Origin of the sequence: Polaribacter sp. Z014, assembly GCF_023555435.1 — a bacterium.
In the GTDB taxonomy this organism is placed as follows: domain Bacteria; phylum Bacteroidota; class Bacteroidia; order Flavobacteriales; family Flavobacteriaceae; genus Polaribacter.
On sequence record NZ_JALCZP010000002.1, the window covers coordinates 316,242 to 337,215 of the forward strand.

Annotated in this window: 22 protein-coding genes; 2 read left to right on the forward strand and 20 right to left on the reverse strand. The window is 28.8% G+C overall.

Translation table 11 applies throughout. The features are described 5' to 3' along the window. Positions 1–3: 3 nt before the first annotated feature. From MPF19_RS04540 to MPF19_RS04610, 15 genes are all read right to left on the reverse strand, one after another. Entirely contained in the window at positions 4–1,008 is a 1,005-nt protein-coding gene (locus MPF19_RS04540) for a hypothetical protein (protein ID WP_249986972.1), read from the reverse strand. 549 nt (positions 1,009–1,557) lie between these two features. Next, the gene (locus tag MPF19_RS04545; RefSeq protein ID WP_249986973.1) at positions 1,558–1,884 is read right to left on the reverse strand and encodes a hypothetical protein; all 327 of its coding nucleotides are present in this window, start codon (positions 1,882–1,884) and stop codon (positions 1,558–1,560) included. Between the two features lie 26 nt (positions 1,885–1,910). Further along, positions 1,911–2,483, reverse strand: a complete 573-nt coding sequence (locus MPF19_RS04550; protein ID WP_249986974.1) for a hypothetical protein — start codon at positions 2,481–2,483, stop codon at positions 1,911–1,913. Positions 2,484–2,807: 324 nt separating this feature from the next. Continuing rightward, positions 2,808–3,032 (reverse strand): hypothetical protein, encoded by a 225-nt coding sequence (locus MPF19_RS04555; protein ID WP_249986975.1) that lies wholly within the window; start codon positions 3,030–3,032, stop codon positions 2,808–2,810. A 50-nt stretch (positions 3,033–3,082) separates the two neighbouring features. Further along, positions 3,083–3,673: an AAA family ATPase gene (locus MPF19_RS04560; protein WP_249986976.1), complete on the reverse strand. Its 591-nt coding sequence runs from the start codon at positions 3,671–3,673 to the stop codon at positions 3,083–3,085. Further along, on the reverse strand, positions 3,627–4,547 hold the full coding sequence (locus tag MPF19_RS04565) for a DUF5712 family protein (RefSeq protein ID WP_249986977.1): 921 nt from the start codon (positions 4,545–4,547) through the stop codon (positions 3,627–3,629). Before MPF19_RS04565 ends, MPF19_RS04560 begins: the two co-directional genes overlap by 47 nt. 1 nt (position 4,548) lies before the next feature. Continuing rightward, on the reverse strand, positions 4,549–5,055 hold the full coding sequence (locus MPF19_RS04570; RefSeq protein WP_249986978.1) for a BfmA/BtgA family mobilization protein: 507 nt from the start codon (positions 5,053–5,055) through the stop codon (positions 4,549–4,551). 211 nt (positions 5,056–5,266) lie between these two features. Next, positions 5,267–6,304, reverse strand: coding sequence for a DUF6371 domain-containing protein (locus MPF19_RS04575; protein ID WP_249986979.1), 1,038 nt, complete (start codon positions 6,302–6,304; stop codon positions 5,267–5,269). A gap of 223 nt (positions 6,305–6,527) precedes the next feature. Then, positions 6,528–7,880 (reverse strand): DUF3987 domain-containing protein, encoded by a 1,353-nt coding sequence (locus MPF19_RS04580; RefSeq protein ID WP_249986980.1) that lies wholly within the window; start codon positions 7,878–7,880, stop codon positions 6,528–6,530. A 96-nt stretch (positions 7,881–7,976) separates the two neighbouring features. Next, entirely contained in the window at positions 7,977–8,264 is a 288-nt protein-coding gene (locus tag MPF19_RS04585; protein WP_249986981.1) for a helix-turn-helix domain-containing protein, read from the reverse strand. A gap of 124 nt (positions 8,265–8,388) precedes the next feature. Then, a complete protein-coding gene (locus tag MPF19_RS04590) occupies positions 8,389–8,988 on the reverse strand; it encodes a hypothetical protein (RefSeq protein WP_249986982.1) in 600 nt (199 codons plus the stop codon). 167 nt (positions 8,989–9,155) lie between these two features. Beyond that, complete coding sequence (locus MPF19_RS04595; RefSeq protein WP_249986983.1) at positions 9,156–10,304, reverse strand: tyrosine-type recombinase/integrase; 1,149 nt, start codon at positions 10,302–10,304, stop codon at positions 9,156–9,158. 170 nt (positions 10,305–10,474) lie between these two features. Continuing rightward, the gene (gene mnmE / locus MPF19_RS04600; protein ID WP_249986984.1) at positions 10,475–11,869 is read right to left on the reverse strand and encodes a tRNA uridine-5-carboxymethylaminomethyl(34) synthesis GTPase MnmE; all 1,395 of its coding nucleotides are present in this window, start codon (positions 11,867–11,869) and stop codon (positions 10,475–10,477) included. 98 nt (positions 11,870–11,967) lie between these two features. Next, positions 11,968–12,843, reverse strand: a complete 876-nt coding sequence (locus tag MPF19_RS04605) for a mechanosensitive ion channel family protein (RefSeq protein WP_249986985.1) — start codon at positions 12,841–12,843, stop codon at positions 11,968–11,970. A 54-nt stretch (positions 12,844–12,897) separates the two neighbouring features. Then, on the reverse strand, positions 12,898–13,398 hold the full coding sequence (locus tag MPF19_RS04610) for a Dps family protein (RefSeq protein ID WP_249986986.1): 501 nt from the start codon (positions 13,396–13,398) through the stop codon (positions 12,898–12,900). Positions 13,399–13,576: 178 nt separating this feature from the next. On the opposite strand from MPF19_RS04610, the gene MPF19_RS04615 reads away from it, so the two are divergent. Beyond that, on the forward strand, positions 13,577–13,915 hold the full coding sequence (locus MPF19_RS04615; RefSeq protein WP_249986987.1) for a DUF4870 domain-containing protein: 339 nt from the start codon (positions 13,577–13,579) through the stop codon (positions 13,913–13,915). 403 nt (positions 13,916–14,318) lie between these two features. Here MPF19_RS04615 and MPF19_RS04620 read toward each other — a convergent pair whose 3' ends face one another. Genes MPF19_RS04620 through MPF19_RS04640 form a run of 5 tightly spaced genes read right to left on the reverse strand, consistent with a single transcriptional unit; the run spans position 14,319 to position 18,788 of the window. Further along, complete coding sequence (locus MPF19_RS04620; RefSeq protein ID WP_203393027.1) at positions 14,319–14,750, reverse strand: DUF4268 domain-containing protein; 432 nt, start codon at positions 14,748–14,750, stop codon at positions 14,319–14,321. Positions 14,751–14,753: 3 nt separating this feature from the next. After that, entirely contained in the window at positions 14,754–15,167 is a 414-nt protein-coding gene (locus MPF19_RS04625; protein ID WP_249986988.1) for a hypothetical protein, read from the reverse strand. A 9-nt stretch (positions 15,168–15,176) separates the two neighbouring features. Further along, positions 15,177–15,758 carry a MiaE family protein gene (locus MPF19_RS04630; RefSeq protein WP_165731051.1) on the reverse strand — a complete coding sequence of 194 codons (582 nt, stop codon included), beginning with the start codon at positions 15,756–15,758 and terminating at the stop codon, positions 15,177–15,179. Between the two features lie 6 nt (positions 15,759–15,764). After that, on the reverse strand, positions 15,765–17,954 hold the full coding sequence (locus MPF19_RS04635; RefSeq protein WP_249986989.1) for a SulP family inorganic anion transporter: 2,190 nt from the start codon (positions 17,952–17,954) through the stop codon (positions 15,765–15,767). Continuing rightward, a complete protein-coding gene (locus MPF19_RS04640) occupies positions 17,955–18,788 on the reverse strand; it encodes a universal stress protein (protein WP_203393024.1) in 834 nt (277 codons plus the stop codon). Between the two features lie 127 nt (positions 18,789–18,915). Here MPF19_RS04640 and MPF19_RS04645 point away from each other — a divergent pair, with 127 nt between their 5' ends. Beyond that, positions 18,916–20,757 carry a cation:proton antiporter gene (locus MPF19_RS04645; protein WP_249986990.1) on the forward strand — a complete coding sequence of 614 codons (1,842 nt, stop codon included), beginning with the start codon at positions 18,916–18,918 and terminating at the stop codon, positions 20,755–20,757. Positions 20,758–20,974: the final 217 nt, after the last annotated feature.

Genomic DNA, 20,974 nt, shown 5'->3' on the forward strand with positions numbered 1-20,974 from the left:
TTCTTAAATTTTTTGTTTTTGATTAAACCAAAAACCGCCAATTCCCATCCTTCTCCATTCATTTGATGAACTAGCTTTATTTAGGAAAATGTCTGGATGATACGTGTCTTGGCCTATGAAGTGAATCCAATCTTGTGGGTCATTATCTGGATTATGAAGAGTTATATGAATGCCAAAATTATTTTTACTACTGGTAGCGGCTAATCTCCACCTACTTTTATTATAATAATACGTTTCCTCTTTTTTAAAAGGTATAAAATCTAATTGTAATTGATTTGCAGCATCAAATGCATATTTTTCGTGTCCTGTAAACTTATGGAAGCTAAGTTCTATGTTATTGATGTCGTTATTAGAATTTAAATGATAAGCTATCAAACCACCACCTGTATAGAATCGATCTAATCCATCACCAAGTTTTGTTTTAGCCCAAATTGAGCCATCATTATACGTACTCAATTGAAATCTTCTAGCAATCATTATTCCTGTAAAACCAATTCTTTGAGGTAGTTCTTCTTTTTTCTTATATGTACCTGTAAGCCATATAATGTTAGTTCCTATTGTAAATGAAAAATCTGAATAAGGATTTTCTAATGGATTTGTTGTGAAATCTGCAAAATGATATAATGGAACGAATCGGTTTAATGTATTTGCAGAGCTTTTATAAACACCTGCCGTTAAACTAAAATCAAGATGAAAATCTAGATTAGGTAATAAGAATGATTTATTATAAGAACTTATTAAATCACCTCTGTTGTATAGTAAAATACCAGCGTGAATTGTTGGATATATTTCTTTTAAGTCAAACGGATGTATACCTACCCCACCCACTAAAGAAATATTATAATTAGAATATCTAAAATTATCTATAAAACTATTAATATCTATTGTGCCTTTTATTGCAACTCCATAATCAAGATTATTTTGACTTTGTGAAATATTAATGAAACATAAAAGACAACAATAAAAAAAAATATTTTTTTTACTGTTATTGTGGAGTATCTTTTTCATCTATTAAATGTAGTAAAAAAAAAATAAATGATTTTTATTTTTAATGTTTATTATGTTTTACTAATTGATTGTTATATTGTTACGACCTCGGGTCACCTGCAATACTCATTTTTTTAGACTGAATAACATTCATAGAGCAAAAACCAAAACGAATTTTAGTGTTATTCAGATGTTTAATGGGTTAGGAGTGGAGTTAGAGGCTTTGAAGAAGTCTTTAATTTGATATAATTATATAAAAGTATAAATATACTTTTTTACAAAAGGACAATTGTATAAAAAACACATTTGTATAAAGGTATTTTTATATAAGTGTACATTTATATTTATTAAAAAAAAACGAAGGTAAATTATTATAATATTTACCTTCGTTTGTGTTTTAAGGGGAAAATAGACCCATGTAGTTTTTCCGTTTTCAAAATCAGTTGATTATTTTTTATCATTTAACTAGAAATTATTAACTGATTTTTAAAATGAGCCCGAGCGGCAGGCTCTCGTACAGTTTGTCTTTTTATATAAAGGTATAAGTGTGTAAAAATATAAAAGATAAAATTATTTTTCACCCAAGACTAAGTCTCTAAATTCTATTAACTTTTGCTTTAGTATATGAAATTTTAATTTTTCATCTGTACAATTAAGGCTTACGGCTGTAATATCTGCGGAGTAAACAACTGCTTCATTAATTGTATGCCATTTAGAATTAGAGCATAAATCTTCAATTTCTTTTTCAATTAAATCTTCTTTAACCCCTGAAACATCTAATTCTACTTCAAAGAAAAAATTATCAAATTCCTTAAGTTCCTCTGAAGGATAAGGAGTGTTTTTTCTAATCATTTGTTTTAGTAGTCCAACAATAATATTACTATCTTTTAAATACATATTTTACGCTTTTTTTTGATTGATTATTAATTACATAGTTTCCATCCATCATTAGTTTTTTTATATTTAACTTGTTTGAATATTTCTTTAGGATTCAACTTTTCATGTGCTTCTCTAAAAAAAGGAGTTTCTTTAATTCGGATTAATTTTACTCTTACATCTGCAATATTTTTTTCTGGTATTTCATGGATTTCTTCTATACTGCCAAAAGTGTATTCACAGATTCTAAACTTTCCTAAAATCTCACCATTATATTTTTCTCTAGCACTAATTAAGAACTCTTTAGCTTTTGGGGTTAAGTCTACTTTATACCTATCTCTCATTGTATAATTTCTTTTTATACGTTGTAATTCTCCTACGGTGTAAAGTCCTTCTTTTTCTAACTTTTTATATGATGCTATAAAGTTTCCATTCTTTTTTTTAAAACTATCAGACCTTTCTAAAATACCAAAAGAAGATGTATTAGTTTTTATAAGGTTTTCTCCTGCTTGACAAGCAATAAATAACGATTCAGCTTTGCTGGTAGTTAGTTTGTCTGAACTACAAGATGTTAGTAATATTAAAAATATGATTATTAGGGTTGATGTTTTGATTTTCATAAGCTTATTGTTAATTAATATTAGGTGTTTTTTAGGCACAAAAAAAACGTTGGGACTGAATCTTATTAGTTTTAGAGGTCTCGCCAGAAACCCAATCCACCATAATAAGAACAGCCCAACGCAAAACGTTGGGCGTCTTATCTTTTGAAAGTGGTGGATTATTAACTGGCGAGTTTCTAAAACCAAATCAAAAGCTAAACGCTTTATATGTATATTTTATAATTGTATTTTTTCTTATATAATTGTATTTATTTCAAATTTAAGCAAACTTTTTAAAAAGCAGATTACTTATGTTTAAAATGATTCAAAAAAGCTTATTTAAATTTATTTTAGAGCGTTTTTAATAGCATTATTTACTAACTGTTTCATACTAGTATCTTCTTGTATTGCTTTTAGTTTTAATTTTTTTAAAAGTGATTTTTCGATATAAAATGAAAACTGAATTTCTTCTGTTTCTTTTGTTGTTATCGGAACAATCTTTTGAATTGTTTTATTCTGATTGCTAGATTTAGCTTTATTAATAAGCTCGTTCATGTTCTGTTTTTCCATAATGATAGATTTGTATTTTTATAGATTTATAGATTTATAGAAATCTTTATTTATATCAATTTTGTTAATACTTCTTTAGTCAGATTGTCTAGTTGTTTTTGAGCATTTTTATCATTTTTGACTCCTTTTACTAAAACAGATCTCGTAAAAGCAACTAAATCACTTATATGTGTATTGGCTATTTTCACATTGTATTCTTCTAAACCAATAAGTATATCTATAGTTAATGTAGTATTGACCTTTATCATATTAAACACAACCAATGTCTCTGATGTTTTATTTGAATCTTCTATCAGTTCTAAAGTGCCTTTGATGGCTAATAGATCTAATATTCCTGCTTTAGTGGGTACAATTACTAAATCTGCTATTGCAATCAATTTAGGTAAGTGATTGGATAGGTAAGGAGGTGTGTCAATAAAGATAAAATCATAGTCTAGTTTTAAAATATCATCTATTTCATCTCTAAAAGGGATAATCTCAAAATCTGTTACCAATTCTTTTAACTGTGATAAACTTCCTTGTAAATCAAAATCTAAAACAGCAACATTGGCATTTTTAGAAATATTTTGAGCAAGATTAAAAGTTAGGGTTGACTTACCAACTCCTCCCTTTTGATGTGTTACGAGTACGATTTTTGTCATAATTTATAGTGTTTTCAATTGTTTGTTCTTTAGTTTCTATCCTTTTTAGTAGTGCTTCCTTTTCTTTAGGAGAACCATTTTTCAGTATATATTGGTTGATAAACTTCTCTCGTTCTCTTCGTTTGTATTGAAAAAAATCATCAAAACTTTTTTCATTCATGCTTATCCATTTCATCCTGTCAAAACCAACATGATAGGTGTTTCCTCCAATGGTTCTGGTTGTAGAGCGTTCTTTGGTTGTTGGTGTTAATTTTAACCTTTGGGTTTTGTCTTTCCTGCTGACGATCAAATGCACATGAGAATTTATTCCTGGCTTTAAATCTCCTGCTTTATAAATCCCATTTTTAACTTCATCATCTGTTCCTTTAAATTTTCTGAAATGTTCTATCTTGGCAAAATAAACCAAATCATCACCAGACTTTAGTCCTTTGTTTTCTCTATTAAAATTCTTCGCATAATTATTCATTATTAATTTTGTGTATTCTTTAATTTTATCATTGAACAATTCATATTCTTTAATATTTAGTTCCCATACACTTTTAACTTCTTTTTTATCAGTAACAGATTGTATAATGTGATTTAGTTCTTGTTTGCTAAAATTGATTGTTGGAGCAAAATATTTAGCATCTTTTTTTCCTAATTTCTTAATATTCTTATCAATACTAGAGATTACTTCATTGGTGCTAATGTTGTTTTTAGAATGGGAGAAAAAGAATTGTTTCCTATTTTCAATTTGTCTAGCTTCATCAATAGATTTTGTTTTTTTTAAAAGTTTATCTAGCTCATTATTTTCTTTTTCTAGATACATTGCCAAATCAATACAGCTAGAAGTATTTGTAGCACCTAGTGTGCTATGAGGTTTACTTATAGGCATATTATTCAAAAATTGATTTAAGAGTTCCTTTAATTCCGGATTTATTTTTAGCATCAATTAATTCAGCTATTTCGATAAAAGCATCTTGTTGTTTATGTATTTTATTTTTGAGTTTATCTAGTTCACCATTAATTTTATCAAGTTCTTTAGTTAGATCTTTTGTCCTAGTGCTATCAAATTGATTTATCCTTAAGATAGCATCTTTTACCCATTTTGATAAAGTAGAAAATTCTTCTTTTTGTTCTTTAGATTGTTGATATACTTCGCTTCTTAGCGGCTTTAAAATATCTCGTTCTTGTACTTTTAAAAAAGATATAATTCTCTTGTCTAAAACTTTGACCATTGCAGCAGGGTTTTCGTTGATTGCCTCTATTGGATTGATGCCTGTTTTCTTAAAATAAATAATCATAGACTCTATTAAATCTCCATACTGAGAACCAAAAGTTTTAGATATTTTAACCAATTCTTTATGATGGAATTCTTTAATTAAAATGCTTTTTTTTGCCATGTTTATAGTTTTTGTTATTGATAATCAATGAGTTGGTTGTTTGTTTATAATCTTGTTATAAAATATTATATTCTTGGTTATTGACTTAAAGTCAATAAAATCAATGCTTTAAACCCCGTAGGGCAAGTTGAAAATAGGGGAGAAGTGCAACAAAGCCCCTGTTCAACTTGCTTCTTTATAAGAACACATGTTAGCACGCACCACTCTGTCCTTAAAAAATAATAGCTTTACCATTTAAGTTTGTTAAGTCAAAAACCTCAATTAAAGTTTTAATATTTTTGTTTTTCATGTACATTTTTAGAATTTTTTGATTAGTAGTTGAAATAATTTTAGAAGGTTTTTTAGTAAGATTTTTTATAAAATAATCAGCAATATCAAATCCTTTTTCACGTTCATTTTTAGTTCCCTTTTTTTCTAGTAAATCAGAAGTTTTAATATCATATCCATTTGACCTAAGTTCTTCTGAAATAGTTTTCCATTTTGTAAACGGAGAACCATTTTTACCTTCAATACCTAAATCAGGATAAAGTATTATTGTCCTATTTTTCAATACTTTTATTTTTTTAGTATTCAAGCCTTGAAGAGAGCCTGTAGCTAACCATAAATATTTTTCAAACATTATATTCATAATACAAGCTGTTTTTTCAGATTCTACAATAGCAATCGGTTTGTCATATTTAGGGATCAAATGTTCTCCAAAAAGGCATTGATTTAAGTTAAAAGAATCAATACGATTGCTTTTGATGTTTAGTGAGTGTATCCAGTTTATATATTTGGTTCTCTTTCCAATTTTATCATATAGAATAATTTTTCCTGATCTAATTTTTTGTTGGGTATCAATTTGCCAGAATATGGTTCCATCATACCATGATTCAGAAGTTCCAATTTTATATTCATTTAATAGATTAGTTACTTTAATTGAATCAAATTTTGAATATAAGAATTGAACAAAATTATTTTTATCATAATTGTTTAGAGAACTATTAAGTTCACTTTCTGAATGGTAATTTGTTACTCTCGATTTTTCTTGTGTATTGTAATTAGTGTAAGGGTTAAAAGGTTTGTTTTCATTTTTAAAATATGTTTTTGGTGTTAGGTGATAACCACAATTAATTTCTCTATCGCATCTGCCAACCTCTGGAGATAAATAATCACCAGTTTCATTATCAACATAAAGAACGAACCTGTTCTTTTTACATTGAGGACATTTATGTTTTATTGATTTTTTATGTAGTGAATATTTATACATAGTGTATGGTTTTACTTCATTTTCTGCACTTTCAACCTATAGTTGACTTTTAAGGCTTTTTTGACTTCATTTTCGGTGCATTTTACTTCATTTTGATTGCACTTTAGATATTTTGACTGTGCACAAAGTGCACAGCCATTGCACTAATTTTGCACTAATTTTAACGCTTAACATGTTGATTAATAGTGTTTGGTGTGTCAAAGTGAAGAAAGTGCAGTTTTTTCTATAGATTTAATTTCTCATACTCCCCATGAGCTATTTTTTTAAAGAGTTTTCTGTCTGTTAAATAAGTTTTAAACTGCCTTTGACTAATTCTTGGTTTATCATTTACTTTTTTACAGGCAATTTTTAAACCTTCTGATGTTTTAAAAGTCTTTGGTAAATCTTTAAGAATAGTTTTCTGTAAAACAGTTAATGTGTCAAAGTAGGCTTTTTTAATAGTCTCTTGTCTAACTTTTATGGCGTTACTATAGAAATATTGGAAAAGCTTAATAGCTCCCTTAATTGCAAACATTTCGATCTTATTAATAGGGCTTTCGTTAGCTGTATCATGAATTGACTGTAAGATCAATGCAAATCGAATTACATACTGTTGCAATTTAATTTCGATGCTTCTTTCATATTCAAATAGATAGTCTTCTGGTCTATTATTCTGCCAGTCAAACAAGTACTTTTTAGCGCTTTCTTCAATTGGAACTAAAAGAGGTTCTTCTTGTTTTATTGATGTTTCAATTAAGTTTGAGATAATAGAGAAATAATTTTCAAGTATTCTCTCATCAACTTTATTAATGTTCCATTTTAGGGTTTTTTGTGTATCAGGATAAACAAAAAGTAAACGATCCATAAAGCCATTAGAGCTTCTTCCGTCTTTGGCAAATGATTTTAGTACTGATATTTGAGTACTTCCAATAACTCCAATAAAAGGATCTTCTATTCTTAAACTTTTTCCCGAAGCTCTGTCTATTGAAATTGTAGTTCCACTCCATAAACTTAAATAAGTTTCTGCTTCTCCAGAGCTGTTATATCGATTGAAATTCTTAATCCATCCATTTAGCTCATCTACATAAATATAAAGTCCACGCTTATTGTTTGAGTGATGTAAAATCAAAGCCTCAGGTGTAAAATCGCTTATTAAGTATTTACTTAATAAAGGTTTTTTTAATTTAGTTTTAACATCTGTTTTTAATTCGTCTTCATATTCAATTAGTAATTTTGAATATTCAGAAAACAATAAATTTTCTTTAATATGAATTGGTTTAAAGCAAAAATTTAAGGCATGTGATTTTGAATCTCCAGGTCTACCCACAATTACTATAAACAGATTTCCTTTTTCATTCCAACCATTTTTCACTTCAACTTTTAAAGAATTTCCAATTGCTGAAGAGATAGCTGCTAAAATTCCAGCTCCTAAATAGTCTAAAGGGAATTTAAATTTATTGTAAGCTTCATATGCAACTTCTTGAATTATTTTTGGATAAACGCTAATAGGAAAAAGATTGCTGTATTTGTTTGTTAATTGAAAAAAATCATTTTCTAGATCAATGTTATCTAACGAGTATATTTTTGGTTCTCCCATTTTTGAGAATAAATTTTATAACGTACCTTTGACTGCACGTTAGTTAATAATGTGTTTTGTAGAAAAAAATATTTGATTGCATAGTAGTTGGAGCTACTATGCTTTTTTATTTTTAAGAGTATAGGAGAGTGCTTCAGATTCTATATCTTGTTTAGTTTTTACTTCGTTTTGAAGCATCCAAGATTCTAGTTTTTCTCTGTCAAAGAAAATTACTTTACCATTAGGTTTACTATGTGGTATAGATTTAGAGCTAGTTAACTTATACATGTAACTAGGTTTTAAGGAAGTGTATTCACAACCCTCTTCAAATGTAAGTGCTATTTTATTTGATAATAGAAGTCTTTCTAATTTATCAAATCGTTGATTTAGTTCAATAATGTTCATTTTTATTCTTTTAAAAATTAATAATGAACAAAGGCCTTTGTTTTCTTTTACTATGAATTCGAAACAAAAATCGTTAATTTATATGGGTTTTATTGATGTGTTACTGACTAGGCAGTAAAAAAAATTAGTAATCAGTACTTTTAAATGTGAAGATTTTTTTGAGAGTTTGATTATTCTTTGAAGTATTATATTTAGAATCTTTTAGTGTGGAATAATTGTAAGGTTTTTCATCAGATTTGACAATCATTTTATTATTTAATAGAAACGATTTAAACTCAAGTTTTTTATTTGTATTATGTTTTTTAAAGAGTTCAAAAAGACATCTGAAATCAGGACCACTCATATTGAAGACTACTTTTATATCTTTATTTTCTATAAAGTTAATGGCTGATTTAAAATTTTCAAATAAAATATCTGAGTTTATAAAATCATACTGTTTAAGTTCAGTGTAAATTTTTTTTAGTTTTGTGTCATCTATATGTATTTCATGTTTATTTATAGAAATATTTATAACCTTTTTTTTAATTAAAGGCAAAAAACTATTTTCAAATTTTTCTGACCAGATATAATTTGATAGAAAAAGGATAACAATAAATGTTCCTAAATAAAGTATGTAAGTGAATAGTTGTAGATATCCTAATGAATCTTTTAAATTAAAAAAGTCTGTAGGGAATGAAATTTTATTTAAACTTATTCCGCTAAAATAAAATATTGGGGTTAACATTATTAGAAAGAATATTCTAGGTTTGTCAACACTTTTATTCCACTGATATTTTATACCCAATACATCTTGAAAAAGGATAACCAGATACTTTTTAAGTATTGGAAATGAGAAATATATAAATCCAATTATTACTAATGATAAATTAAATAAATTAAGGCAAAACATGTTTATAAAATTTTTAATTCAGGTATTAAGGTTGCTGCTTCTTTCATTTTTTTATCAATGATCTTTGCGTATATCTCTGTTGTACGAATCTCTTTGTGTCCTAAACGTTTAGAAACCGTATAAATATCAGCCCCATTTTCGAGTAAAAGTACCGCATTCGTATGTCTGGCGCTGTGAAAAGTTATGTGCTTTGTAATTCCTGCAAACATGCACCAACGTAAAAGAATCAAATTCATTTGTGCGCTGTAATGCAAATTGACGAAAACTCTGTCGTTTTCATCCTTTCTTTCTCCTAATAATTCTCTAGCTTGTTTGGATAGATATAAATATTCAACGCCGTTTGTTTTCTTTTGAGAAAAAACTAATTTATGAATGTCATTTCCATCTTCATCTTTCCCTTCGTCTCGTATTTCACTCCATTTCATTTTATTGATATCTGACCATCGAATTCCTGATAAGCAGCTGAAAATAAAGGCAGTTTTTAGTACAGGAATTTTACATTCAGTTTTTGATAGCGCCTGAAGTTCATCAATAGAAAGATATTCTCTATGAGTTTCTCCCATAGGAATACTTTTTACTTTACTTACAATATTTTCATTAATATAACCTTCTTCAAAGGCTGCATTTAAACAGGCTTTAAATTTATTGTAATAAGTGTGCTTGGTATTTTGAGCAAGTAGAGCGCCCGATTTTGCTTTTGCTTCTGTGTGTAGATATTTTTGAAAGTCTTTTACAAAATCAATATTTATATCATTAAAGGTAGTTGTTGGGGAACAAAATCTTTCAATATGTTTTTGTGCAGCTGTCCAATTATCATAGTTTTTTTCAGACTGATAACGTTCTTCTTTTTTTAAATCATAAAATTGAAGAAAACTATGTTTGCTTTTATTACCATTCTGAATTTTGAACTTCCCTTGGTAATAATCTGCTTGCCTTATTGAAAGTATTTTTTTAGCTAACTCCAGAGTTTCTTTGTTGCTGACTTTTTCATTTTTTGATTTAGGATCAATGATTAAATATTTTTTTAAATACTCAAACTCTCGGTTGTGTTTAGACTTTCCATTTTTGTCTATAATTGTACCTTTATAGTACTCTATAAAAAGGCTGTACTTGCCTGTGTTTAGTTTTTTCTTTTTTAAAGTAATTTTCATAGAAGGTGGATTTAATTACACCTCTAATAAAAATTCTATTTTGAGGTGGATTAATGAGTCCATTAATCTCCTGTAAAAGTAAATTAAAAGAAAATAAAAACAAAGATAATTTTTGTAAAATACTGATTTTAAGAACTTTGTTTTCGTTTACTTTCCTTTGTTTGACTTACTTACTTTCCAATACAAAAATTCCCAAATATATGCCCAAGAATATCCTTGTCTACATCATACTCACCAGTAATATTACCTAAATGACGCAAACACTCTCTAATATCGATAGAAAACAAATCAGTTCCAATTTCTAGATCAATACCTTCCTGTACAGAAGAAATAGCGATTAAAGCGTTGTTTAGCGCTTCAAAATGACGCGAATTGGTTACAATCGTTTCGTTGTTACTCAAAGCACCAATATTAACCAAAGAAGTCAATTCGTTTTTGAGTTCTTCAATTCCGGTTTTGTTTTTAGCAGAAAGTAGAATTAAATTCTCGATTTCAGATTGTAAAATAGACGAATCAGAACAAGATAAGGTATCAACTTTGTTGGCAATCACTAATAAGCGCTTGTTAGGGAAGCGAGTTTTTATAGTTTCTATTTCATCTAAAAATTCTTCACTAGAGTAGGAGTACTTATTAGAATCGATTAAGAAAATGATCAACTGAGCATTCTCTGCTTTTTCGTACGCTTTTTTAATCCCGATACTCTCTACAATGTCTTCCGTTTCTCTAATTCCGGCAGTATCAATAAAACGGAAAGCAACACCATCAATAATCATTTCGTCTTCAATAGCATCACGAGTTGTACCAGCAATATCAGAAACAATGGCTTTTTCTTCGTTTAAAAGTGTGTTTAATAAAGTAGATTTCCCCACATTTGGTTCTCCGATAATAGCAACCGGAATTCCGTTTTTCATCGCATTTCCAAAAGAAAAGCTATCAATTAAACGCTTTAGAACAAAAGTAATTTTTGCAACCAGTTCTTTAAACTTCGTTCTGTCTGCAAACTCTACGTCTTCACCAGAAAAATCGAGTTCTAACTCAATTAAAGCAGCAAAATCTAGTAATTGCACACGTAAATCTTTCAATTCATTGGTAATTCCACCACGCATTTGCTGAATCGCCATTTGGTGACTTGCCGCAGAATTAGAAGCAATAACATCGGCAACAGCTTCGGCTTGACTTAAATCCATCTTGCCATTTAAAAAAGCACGCATGGTAAACTCACCATTATCAGCCATTCTGCAACCATTTTGTAAAAATAACTGAATAATTTCTTGCTGAATAAAGCTAGAACCATGACAAGAAATTTCAACTACATTTTCTCCAGTATACGAATTCGGATTCTTAAAAATAGATACTAAAACTTCATCAATAAGGATATCATTTTGTACAATATGCCCTAAATGAATGGTGTGCGTTTTCTGATTTTTTAAAGTTTTTCCTTTTTTAATCGATTTAAAAAAAGCATCAACTATAGTTATAGCATTTTCACCAGAAAGTCTAATTACAGAAATAGCGCCAACACCAGCAGGAGTTGCCAAAGCAATAATAGTATCGTTATTAATCATGTTGCAAAAATACGTAAAGATTTTTACAGAAAAATAAAAGCTGAACACAAAATGTATTCAGCTTTTTAAGCAATAGGGAAGGAGTATATAAACAGTTCTTAAGATACTTCTTTGTCCGCAACTTTATGAATATCTAAGCTTTGGTTTGGTAAAATCTCCAAAGTTCTCATAGGGAATGGTATACTAATGTTTTCTTTATCAAACGCTTGTTTAATTTTTATAATAGCATCACTCTTAGCTTTTAATTTTTCTAGTGCATTTTTAGAATCTACCCAAAATCTGCATAAAAAATTAATAGAACTGTCTCCAAACTCGGTATAATAGAACTCCACATTTTTATTTAATTCATTTTGATTAAAATTAGTAGAAATAACCTCTTTTGTTAAAGATTCTACCTTTTCTAAATCGGCACCATATTCTACACCACATGTAATAGATATTCTCATTTTAGTAGTTAAAGAATAATTTTTAAAAGGGTTTTCTAAAATGGTTTTATTGGGTATGACCACCATATTATTATCAGCCTCTCTAATTACAAAGTAATTTAAATTAATATCTATTACTTGGCCAGAAAAACCGTTAGTTTCTATCCAATTACCAATATTTAGGTTTTCTCTAAAAGATAAAACAACTCCAGAAATGGTGTTAGACAAAGTACCTTGCAAGGCCAAACCAATTACAATACCAGATACACCAGCTGCAGAAATAATAGCCTTTAAAGTATCATCAAACTTTAAAATTGTCATTGCCAAATATAAACCGGTTAAGAATATAAAGGCAGAGGCAACTCTAGAAACTAAGTTTCTTACCGATTCTTGTTTAATTTTTTTACCTAAATTCTTAGTAATAAAAGTATTGATAGCTCTCGATGTAAAATAAGCTATAAATATTACCACCAAAGCAATGGCAATATTGGGTATGTTTTTTATAAAAATGTCTTTCCAGATTTCTAGTTTGTTTGTTATTTTATCCATGTTTTGTTTTAAAGTTTAATATTGATTATTTTATCTGTTTATTAAAAATAATCACTATTTCACAAAACTACTATCTAACACATCGCTGGTGTTTTTAGACCATGCATTTAACATCCAAGAAGATTTTTCTAACTCTCTAATATAAGCTCCTATTAAATCTACAGTACCTTCGTCTTCAGCTATATTTGCTTTTTCTATAACTCTAGAAAGCTGATTTAAAATAATATCCTGGTCGTTTTTTAAAATGTCTACCATTTCTATGTCTGTTAATAACGGACTCGATTCTTTAATGTTAGAAACCTCTATATAATCAGATAATTTACTAATTGGGTGGTATTTTAAGGTTACAATTCTTTCTGCAATATCATCAATTTTAATTTTGGTATCATTATACATGTCTTCAAACTGATTGTGTAATTCGAAAAAGTTTTTACCTAAAACATTCCAATGAAAATTTCTTAATTTCTGATAATACACTTGGTAATCTGCCAAAAGCACATTTAATTCTGTTACAACTGGTAATACTCGGTCTTTGTCAATATTTAAGTAATTCATAATTTTATATGTTTTTAAGTTCCATACAAAACTACAAGCAATGCTCAATTAGTCTTTGCTCAAATGGAGTATATCTTAACTCAAATACTTATTTAACAAAAAATTAATAATTAAAAAGCGGTAACATAATTGGTTAATTATCGTCTAATAAATACCAACTAAAACTTTAATTATAAAAATGAAAGAAGACAAACAATTATTAGTTCTAACACATTTAAGTCAATTATTAGATTTTGTAACCGTCATAGGCGGCTTTGTCGTTCCGTTAATTTTATGGTTGACAAAAAAGGATGAAATTTTTGGAATGGACGCACACGGAAAAGCAATTCTAAATTTTAGAATTTCTATGTTTATCTATATTTTAATTTGTATCCCTTTAATTTTTCTTTTTGGATTAGGAATTTTAGGGTTCATTGTAATCGGAATTTTCTATTTAATTTTCCCAATTATAAACGCCATAAAAGCAAGTAATAACGAACCAATTAATTACCCGTTTAGTATCATTTTTATAAAATAGAAAAAGAAGAAAGTAGTGTGTTAAAATCGTCTTTTTTTAGGGCGATTTTTTTTTGTAATATAAGTGTAAGTAAGTTGGGCGTTCCCTAAAAAGGTCAGGCTTTCCACTATATCTTTTTGAGAAAAACAAAAAGGATGTCGTTGCAATCCTTAACGCATAAAAATATAGACTATAAGAAAAATTGATAGTTTATTTTTAGAGAAGCGTTTTTATTTTTATTGATTTGTAATTCAATTAGTTATGTATTTTATATAAACCTTTAGTTTAATTTATTTTTTTAGGTTAATTGTAGTGTTTTAAAATGTTAATTTCATTTTTAAGTACAATTAAACCCATCTAAATAAGGATTTAATCACCAAAAAAGAAGCTCCTGTTTTATTTAAATTTTTATAATATGAGAAGATTATATGTTCTTTATAATGTCTTCATATTCGTAAAAGAAGAGTTCAAATTTAGGCATGGTTTCCATGTAAAATTCAAAACAATCTCTCCAAGAATTTTTATTATATACACTAAATTTACCTTCGAAAGGAACATAGATTCTATGAATTATTTTACCACTTTCTAGTTCATATGCATCATTAAAAATTACTTCAGGTAACTCAGTTTCTAGCAATGTTTTTAAAGACAACATTTGGTCGTAATAGAGTAAATTTACCAACTCATCTGGGTTTTCAATATCTATACAAACCATTGCTTGTTTTCTTTCGGCAACAAATTTAAAAGAGAAACCCTTAATTTTAGTATTGTACAATAACCATTTTCTAGGAAAAGATTTCCCAAAACTAGTCCAAAAATCTTTTCGTAAAAGCGCTGCTTCTTCTTTAGAGAACATTCGTTATTTTTTATTCGGTGTAAATATGTGAACCTTTTCTGTGCTAAAACCAGTAGAAAACCAGGTTCTATAATGTAAAAGATCTGTATTAAAATTGGTAGAAAGTAGATTGCCTATTTCTTCTAATTTAGTATTGTTAAAATCAGTATTAGTTTTATCAATACTTAAAACTAAACCAAAATTATGGTCTTTTGGTACGCTGTCATCCCATTCATTTAAGGTGCCTATTTTAAATGGCTTACTAACATTGTAATCAATTCCGTTAAAATTTAGTTCTGCAGATGCTCTTTCATCCTCAGTAATAAATGTCATTTGAGGTAATGATAAAACCGAACTTAATTGCTCACAAAATTCTTTTAAACTTAAATCTACAAAAGTAGAAAAGTGTTCAATTTTAGAAATATTATCTATATCCATTTTTAGAGTTTATCCGTGTATTTTGGCGGTATTACCGCGTTCTTTCATCAATTCGGCTTCAAAAGCTAATAAGGCATTCCATTTTTCATTAACAATCTCTTTGTCTTGGTACTGACGTGCAAATTGTAAAAAAGTAGTATAATGTCCTGCTTCAGAAATCATTAAATTATTGTAGAACTTAGACAATTCTTCATCTTCCATATTTTCAGAAAACACTTTAAAACGCTCGCAACTTCTTGCTTCAATTAAGGCAGCAACTAACAAACGCTGAATTAAAGCATCTGTTCTGTCTCCTGTCTTTTTAAAGAATTTTTGTAATCGGATCGCATAATCATTCTTTTGCTCACGCCCTAAAACCATTCCGCGTTTTACCATTAACAAATGCACCATTTTAAAGTGCTGCATTTCTTCAATAGCAATATTGCTCATTTCTTTTACCAACTCTGTTTCTTCAGAATAATTAATGATAATAGATACAGCGTTAGAAGCCGCTTTTTGCTCTAAAAAGGCATGATCTGTAAGTATTTGTTGTAAATTATCTTTAGCAATTTCTGCCCAAGAAGTTTCGGTTTCGAATTGTAATCCTAACATAATTATTTATATTGTTTTTTGTAATCCCATACCAAAATAAGCCAAAGCTTTAATTTCTTTAACACTTGCCAAACGTTCGTTTCCAAATATTAAAATTCCGTTTTCGGTAGCAGAAATATGATATTGTTTATTGCTTTCAAAAAACAAAATTAATTCATCTGTAAAAAATGCTCTAATTTTTTCTTCATTTTTTCCTGCTAAATAAAAACGTTTGCTAAAATCTGGATGATTTTTTACATCAATATCTTTGTAACCTGCAAATTCTAAGAGATATTCAAAAATACCTTCTTTATCTAGTGTAAAATGAGGAACCGGATGTAATGGATGAATATGTAACATGGTTGCTTTTATCATTTGCTTTGCAAACATAGCTCCTTCGGTAAAATGGACGTCAAAAATAGTACAATCTTCATTAGAAAGTACGTTAGAGACTTTATCTATATTACGAGTCTTAAAATAGCCAAAAGTGGGTAGTTCTTCCATTTCTAGGGCAGAATTTGCATAATATTTCCAATGCATTTCTTCACTAATATTCTGAATCGATTTTTGTCTTTTAGTTAAAACACGTTTTTTAGGAAGTGCTTTTGTAGGTAAAGATTTACGTAATGCAAATGGATGTTCACTTCCAGATTTAGAATCGTCTAAACCTATTACCTCAAAATGCCCACCTTTTCTATGAAAAGACGCAGCATAATTACTCATGTTTTCCATTACAGAATGATCTACAAACTCACATAAAGAAAAATCTATAATGGCTTCTTCGGTTTCTGGTATTTGGTCTAACTTGGTTTTTAGCTTTGTATAGTTTAAAAAACTAGAAAAATTCTTAACACTTACATAGTATTTATCCTCTTCTTCAAACATTAAAACATTTGGTTTTAAAACGTTTTTTATAAATAATAAGATATTTTTATTTATAACAACATGAATGATAAATGTAATTAAAATACCTACAATAATACCTGTAATTAAACTGGTTAAAATAGTTGTAAATAAGGTAACTAGAAAAATAATTAATTGTTCGGAACCGATACTAAAAACTTTCTTAATGTTTTCTGGTGATGCTAATTTATATCCTGTATAGACTAAAATAGCAGCCAAAGCTGGTAATGGAATTTTACGCAATTCTGTGGCAAATAACAAAATAAAAGCAACCAAAAAAGCCGCATGAAAAAAGTTTGCAGATCTATTGGTTCCTTTATTATTAACGTTTACAGAACTTCTTGCAATTACAGTTACTACATTTAATCCGCCTAAAAAACCGCTAATAACGGTGGCTAATCCCAAAGCACGAATGTCTTTATTTACATTAGAACGTCTTTTTAAAGGATCTAATTTATCAACAGCTTTAATACTTAGTAAACTTTCTATACTTGCAATTAATGTAATTGCTATTACAGCACTTATAAAGTTGGCATGATAAATTTTACCAAAATCGGGAAAAGCAAAATTTGATAAAATGTCATTAGGCAATGCAATTAATAGGCTTTTATGAATGGGATAATCAGACGCAGAAACCAAATCATAATAATAATACATACCTACACTTAATACTACAATCCACATAGGTGCAGGAATCAATTTTAAATATCGATTTCTTATTTTTCCATAAAATATCATAATCAATAAACTTCCTATTCCTACCATTCCTGCATAAAACATGCTAGAATTATCTGTTTTTATTAAATTTAAGAGGCCTTCCGGAATTTGATATAAGAGTTGTACAATGCTTCCTTTGGCGTCTAAATTACCAAACATTACATGAATTTGCTTTGCAAATATTCCGATACCAATAGCAGCCAACATACCCTGTATGGCAGAGGCAGGAAAGAAATCTCCTAAAGATCCCATTCTTAGAAAACCAAGAATAATCATAATAACTCCAGAGAGAACTACGGCGGCTAATGTATATAAAAAACCTTGGTGCATGTCTCCTTCACCCAAAGTGGTAATTGCACCCAAAATAACAACCACTAAACCATTTCCAGGTCCTGTAATGGTTACGTTAGATCCTCCAATTATAGATACAACAATACCACCTATTACGGCAGCAATAACACCGGAAATAGGTGGCGCTCCAGAAGCTAAAGCTAAACCTAAACCTAATGGAAGTGCAATTAAGGAAACTACAAAACCAGAAAAAAGGTTTTGAGGTACATCATTTATAAACGTTTTAAAAGTATTTTTTTTCGGCATCTATTTAACAATTAAAACATCGGTTGGTAATTGAGATAAAATATACTCAAGATCATGAGGGAATATTCTATCGAAAAACCCAACTTTATTGGGTGCATTCATAATTAACAAATCGGCTCTTTTTACTTTAGCGTAATGCCCAATGGAATAGCCTCTTTTTCCAAAAATACTCTGAGTTTTTATGTTGATATCAGTACAATTTATATCTTTTAAAATGGTTTTTACGCGTTGTTCTTCTCTTGTTTTTAATCGTTCTTTAGTTATCGTTGCTTTTCTTAAAGTTTTATCATCACTCACTTTTACGTGTAATTCATTCTGACTAACTTCTTCTACAATGGTAATTTTAGTACATTTTAGTCGCTTGGCAACTACAAAAGCGGTTTTAATAGTTTCTTCTGTTCTTTCATCTTTTAGCCCATTTACTACAATATGTTTGCAGGGAACTCTAATTAAAGAAGGTTTAATAAGTAATAAAACAGAACAAGGTGCCTTTCTAGTAATTTTTCTGGCAATAGATCCTACATAATATTTTAATAAATTTTCTTTTTGAAGTGCTCCTAAAATAAGTAAGTTAATGTTTTCTGTAGCACAAGTTTCAAGAATTACATCTACAGGATTCCCTTCTTTCCAAATAGCTTTAAACGAGTTCTTTAAAGGATCGGCTGCTGCTAAAAGAGCGGTTAGATCTACTTTTTTTTGACGAGATTTTGGTCCAACATGCACGCCAACTAATTCAGCATCAAATAGATTAGCCAGTCTTACGGCTTCAAATATATTTGCTTTTAAATTTGGAGAAAATGCAATACCAATTAAGATTTTGTGAATATTTTGCAAAAAATAGGTTTAAAAGTTAACTTTTTGGCACAATATAGTAAACTTTAAAAGAAAGAAAAAAACTATATTTTTTATTTTTATCATGCCTAAACATTCTTAAATTTACATTTAAATGAATTTTTAATAAATGATAGAATTAGCAGGTATAATTATTTTAGGAATATTATCACAATGGGTAGCATGGAAATTTAAAATCCCTGCAATTTTACCTTTAATTTTAATTGGTTTGCTAGTAGGGCCAATTGCAGCTGAATTTTTAAGTAGCGACGGTACAAAATGGATAGAGCCAATTTGGAACGGCGAAAAAGGACTTTTCCCAGGAGAAAGTTTGTATTACTTTGTGTCTTTAGCTATTAGTATTATTCTTTTTGAAGGTGGTTTAACTTTAAAAAGGAGTGAAATAAAAAATGTAGGTCCTGTTATTACCAAACTAATTACGTTGGGGTCTGCAATTACTTTTTTTGGAGCAGGTATTGTGGCACATTATGTTTTTAATTTAGGATGGGAACTTTCTTTTCTATTTTCTGGTTTAATCATCGTTACTGGTCCTACTGTAATTACGCCTATTTTAAGAAACATACCTCTAAAAAAAGACATTTCTACGGTTTTAAAATGGGAAGGGATATTAATAGACCCAATTGGTGCGTTGGTTGCCGTATTGGTTTTCGAGTTTATTAGTGTAGATGGTGGAAGTGGTTTTACAAAAACGGCCTTAATGGAGTTTGGTAAAATATTACTTTTTGGAACCACTTTTGGTTTTACGTTTGCACACGCATTAGCTTTTTCTATTAATAAAAAAATGATTCCTCATTATTTACTAAACGTAGTTTCTTTATCGGCCGTTTTGTTGGTCTTCGTTTTATCAGAATTGTTTGCTCATGAATCTGGTTTATTAGCAGTGGTAGTAATGGGAATGGTTTTAGGAAATGGAAAGTTGGCCAATTTAAAAGAACTCCTTTATTTTAAAGAATCTTTAAGTATTTTATTAATTTCAATCTTATTTATTTTATTATCTGCAAATATAAATATAGAAGATTTACTCTTATTATATACCTGGAAAACAGCAACGCTTTTTGCTATTGTAGTTTTTGTGATTAGACCTTTAGCTGTTTTTACAAGTACCAGAAAATCTAAATTAAAATTCAATGAAAAGCTATTTATAAGTTGGGTTGGACCTCGTGGAATTGTTGCCGCAGGTATAGCTTCATTATTTGGAAGCAAGTTAATTAAACAAGGAGTAGAAGGAGCGGAGTATATTACGCCTTTGGTTTTTATGATTGTTTTAGGAACCGTTTTATTTAATGCAACCACGGCAAGATTATTTGCGAAAATGGTAGGTGTTTTTCTAAAAAGTTCTGATGCTATTTTAATAGTGGGTGCTTCGAGTCCGGCTAGATTAATTGCTAAATATTTAACCGACAATGAAAAAAGAGTTATTTTGATAGATTCTAACAAAAACTTTATTCAAAAATCGTTAAAAGCAGGTTTAGAAGCTTTTGAAATAGATATTTATAACCAAGACTTAACCGATAATATTGAATTAAATGACGTAGGTTATTTAATAGCAATGACCGGAAGTGAAGCCGTTAATAAGTTTGCAGTAGACAGTTTTTCTGAAAATTTTGGAGAAAAAGGGGCGTATAGGCTAGCAACTTCAGAAGAGATTTTAAGAAAAAATATAAGCATAGATGAACAACGAGGTTTCTTTACTCCTAAAGACGATTATATAAATTTAAGTGAAGCGTTTAGAGACAATCCTAAAATTTATGAAGTTGAAATAGAAACAGAAGCAGATTACAATACAATGACAACCAAATTGTTTAATGAATTAAAATCGGTGCTTTTATTTGTAAAGAAAGATGATAAATTATACCTAATGTCAGAATTTGAAAAAGAACAGTTGGCAAAAGACAATTGTACATTAATCTATTTAGGAAAAAATGTAGAAGTTATTAAGCCAAATAAGTAGACTCAATTTTTTTAGCTTCTTTTAAATTTCTGCTGTATAATTATAAAAGTATAAGCTGTTGTGTATTTTAATTTCATAATTCAAAACGGGTAAGTAGATGATGTAAATAGACCACCGAAACAGATATTTTACTCAAAAAAAATTAACTAAATTAAAAAAGACTTTCAATATATTGAAGGTCTTTTTTTTTGTTTTATTTAACACTTTAACACACAAG

What these genes read in the sequence shown, in the direction of transcription:
- MPF19_RS04540 (WP_249986972.1), bottom strand. Translation starts at nt 1,008, where the DNA reads ATGAAAAAGATACTCCACAATAACAGTAAAAAAAATATTTTTTTTTAT.
- MPF19_RS04545 (WP_249986973.1), bottom strand. Translation starts at nt 1,884, where the DNA reads ATGTATTTAAAAGATAGTAATATTATTGTTGGACTACTAAAACAAATG.
- MPF19_RS04550 (WP_249986974.1), bottom strand. Translation starts at nt 2,483, where the DNA reads ATGAAAATCAAAACATCAACCCTAATAATCATATTTTTAATATTACTA.
- MPF19_RS04555 (WP_249986975.1), bottom strand. Translation starts at nt 3,032, where the DNA reads ATGGAAAAACAGAACATGAACGAGCTTATTAATAAAGCTAAATCTAGC.
- MPF19_RS04560 (WP_249986976.1), bottom strand. Translation starts at nt 3,673, where the DNA reads ATGACAAAAATCGTACTCGTAACACATCAAAAGGGAGGAGTTGGTAAG.
- MPF19_RS04565 (WP_249986977.1), bottom strand. Translation starts at nt 4,547, where the DNA reads ATGCCTATAAGTAAACCTCATAGCACACTAGGTGCTACAAATACTTCT.
- MPF19_RS04570 (WP_249986978.1), bottom strand. Translation starts at nt 5,055, where the DNA reads ATGGCAAAAAAAAGCATTTTAATTAAAGAATTCCATCATAAAGAATTG.
- MPF19_RS04575 (WP_249986979.1), bottom strand. Translation starts at nt 6,304, where the DNA reads ATGTATAAATATTCACTACATAAAAAATCAATAAAACATAAATGTCCT.
- MPF19_RS04580 (WP_249986980.1), bottom strand. Translation starts at nt 7,880, where the DNA reads ATGGGAGAACCAAAAATATACTCGTTAGATAACATTGATCTAGAAAAT.
- MPF19_RS04585 (WP_249986981.1), bottom strand. Translation starts at nt 8,264, where the DNA reads ATGAACATTATTGAACTAAATCAACGATTTGATAAATTAGAAAGACTT.
- MPF19_RS04590 (WP_249986982.1), bottom strand. Translation starts at nt 8,988, where the DNA reads ATGTTAACCCCAATATTTTATTTTAGCGGAATAAGTTTAAATAAAATT.
- MPF19_RS04595 (WP_249986983.1), bottom strand. Translation starts at nt 10,304, where the DNA reads ATGAAAATTACTTTAAAAAAGAAAAAACTAAACACAGGCAAGTACAGC.
- mnmE (WP_249986984.1), bottom strand. Translation starts at nt 11,869, where the DNA reads ATGATTAATAACGATACTATTATTGCTTTGGCAACTCCTGCTGGTGTT.
- MPF19_RS04605 (WP_249986985.1), bottom strand. Translation starts at nt 12,843, where the DNA reads ATGGATAAAATAACAAACAAACTAGAAATCTGGAAAGACATTTTTATA.
- MPF19_RS04610 (WP_249986986.1), bottom strand. Translation starts at nt 13,398, where the DNA reads ATGAATTACTTAAATATTGACAAAGACCGAGTATTACCAGTTGTAACA.
- MPF19_RS04615 (WP_249986987.1), top strand. Translation starts at nt 13,577, where the DNA reads ATGAAAGAAGACAAACAATTATTAGTTCTAACACATTTAAGTCAATTA.
- MPF19_RS04620 (WP_203393027.1), bottom strand. Translation starts at nt 14,750, where the DNA reads ATGTTCTCTAAAGAAGAAGCAGCGCTTTTACGAAAAGATTTTTGGACT.
- MPF19_RS04625 (WP_249986988.1), bottom strand. Translation starts at nt 15,167, where the DNA reads ATGGATATAGATAATATTTCTAAAATTGAACACTTTTCTACTTTTGTA.
- MPF19_RS04630 (WP_165731051.1), bottom strand. Translation starts at nt 15,758, where the DNA reads ATGTTAGGATTACAATTCGAAACCGAAACTTCTTGGGCAGAAATTGCT.
- MPF19_RS04635 (WP_249986989.1), bottom strand. Translation starts at nt 17,954, where the DNA reads ATGCCGAAAAAAAATACTTTTAAAACGTTTATAAATGATGTACCTCAA.
- MPF19_RS04645 (WP_249986990.1), top strand. Translation starts at nt 18,916, where the DNA reads ATGATAGAATTAGCAGGTATAATTATTTTAGGAATATTATCACAATGG.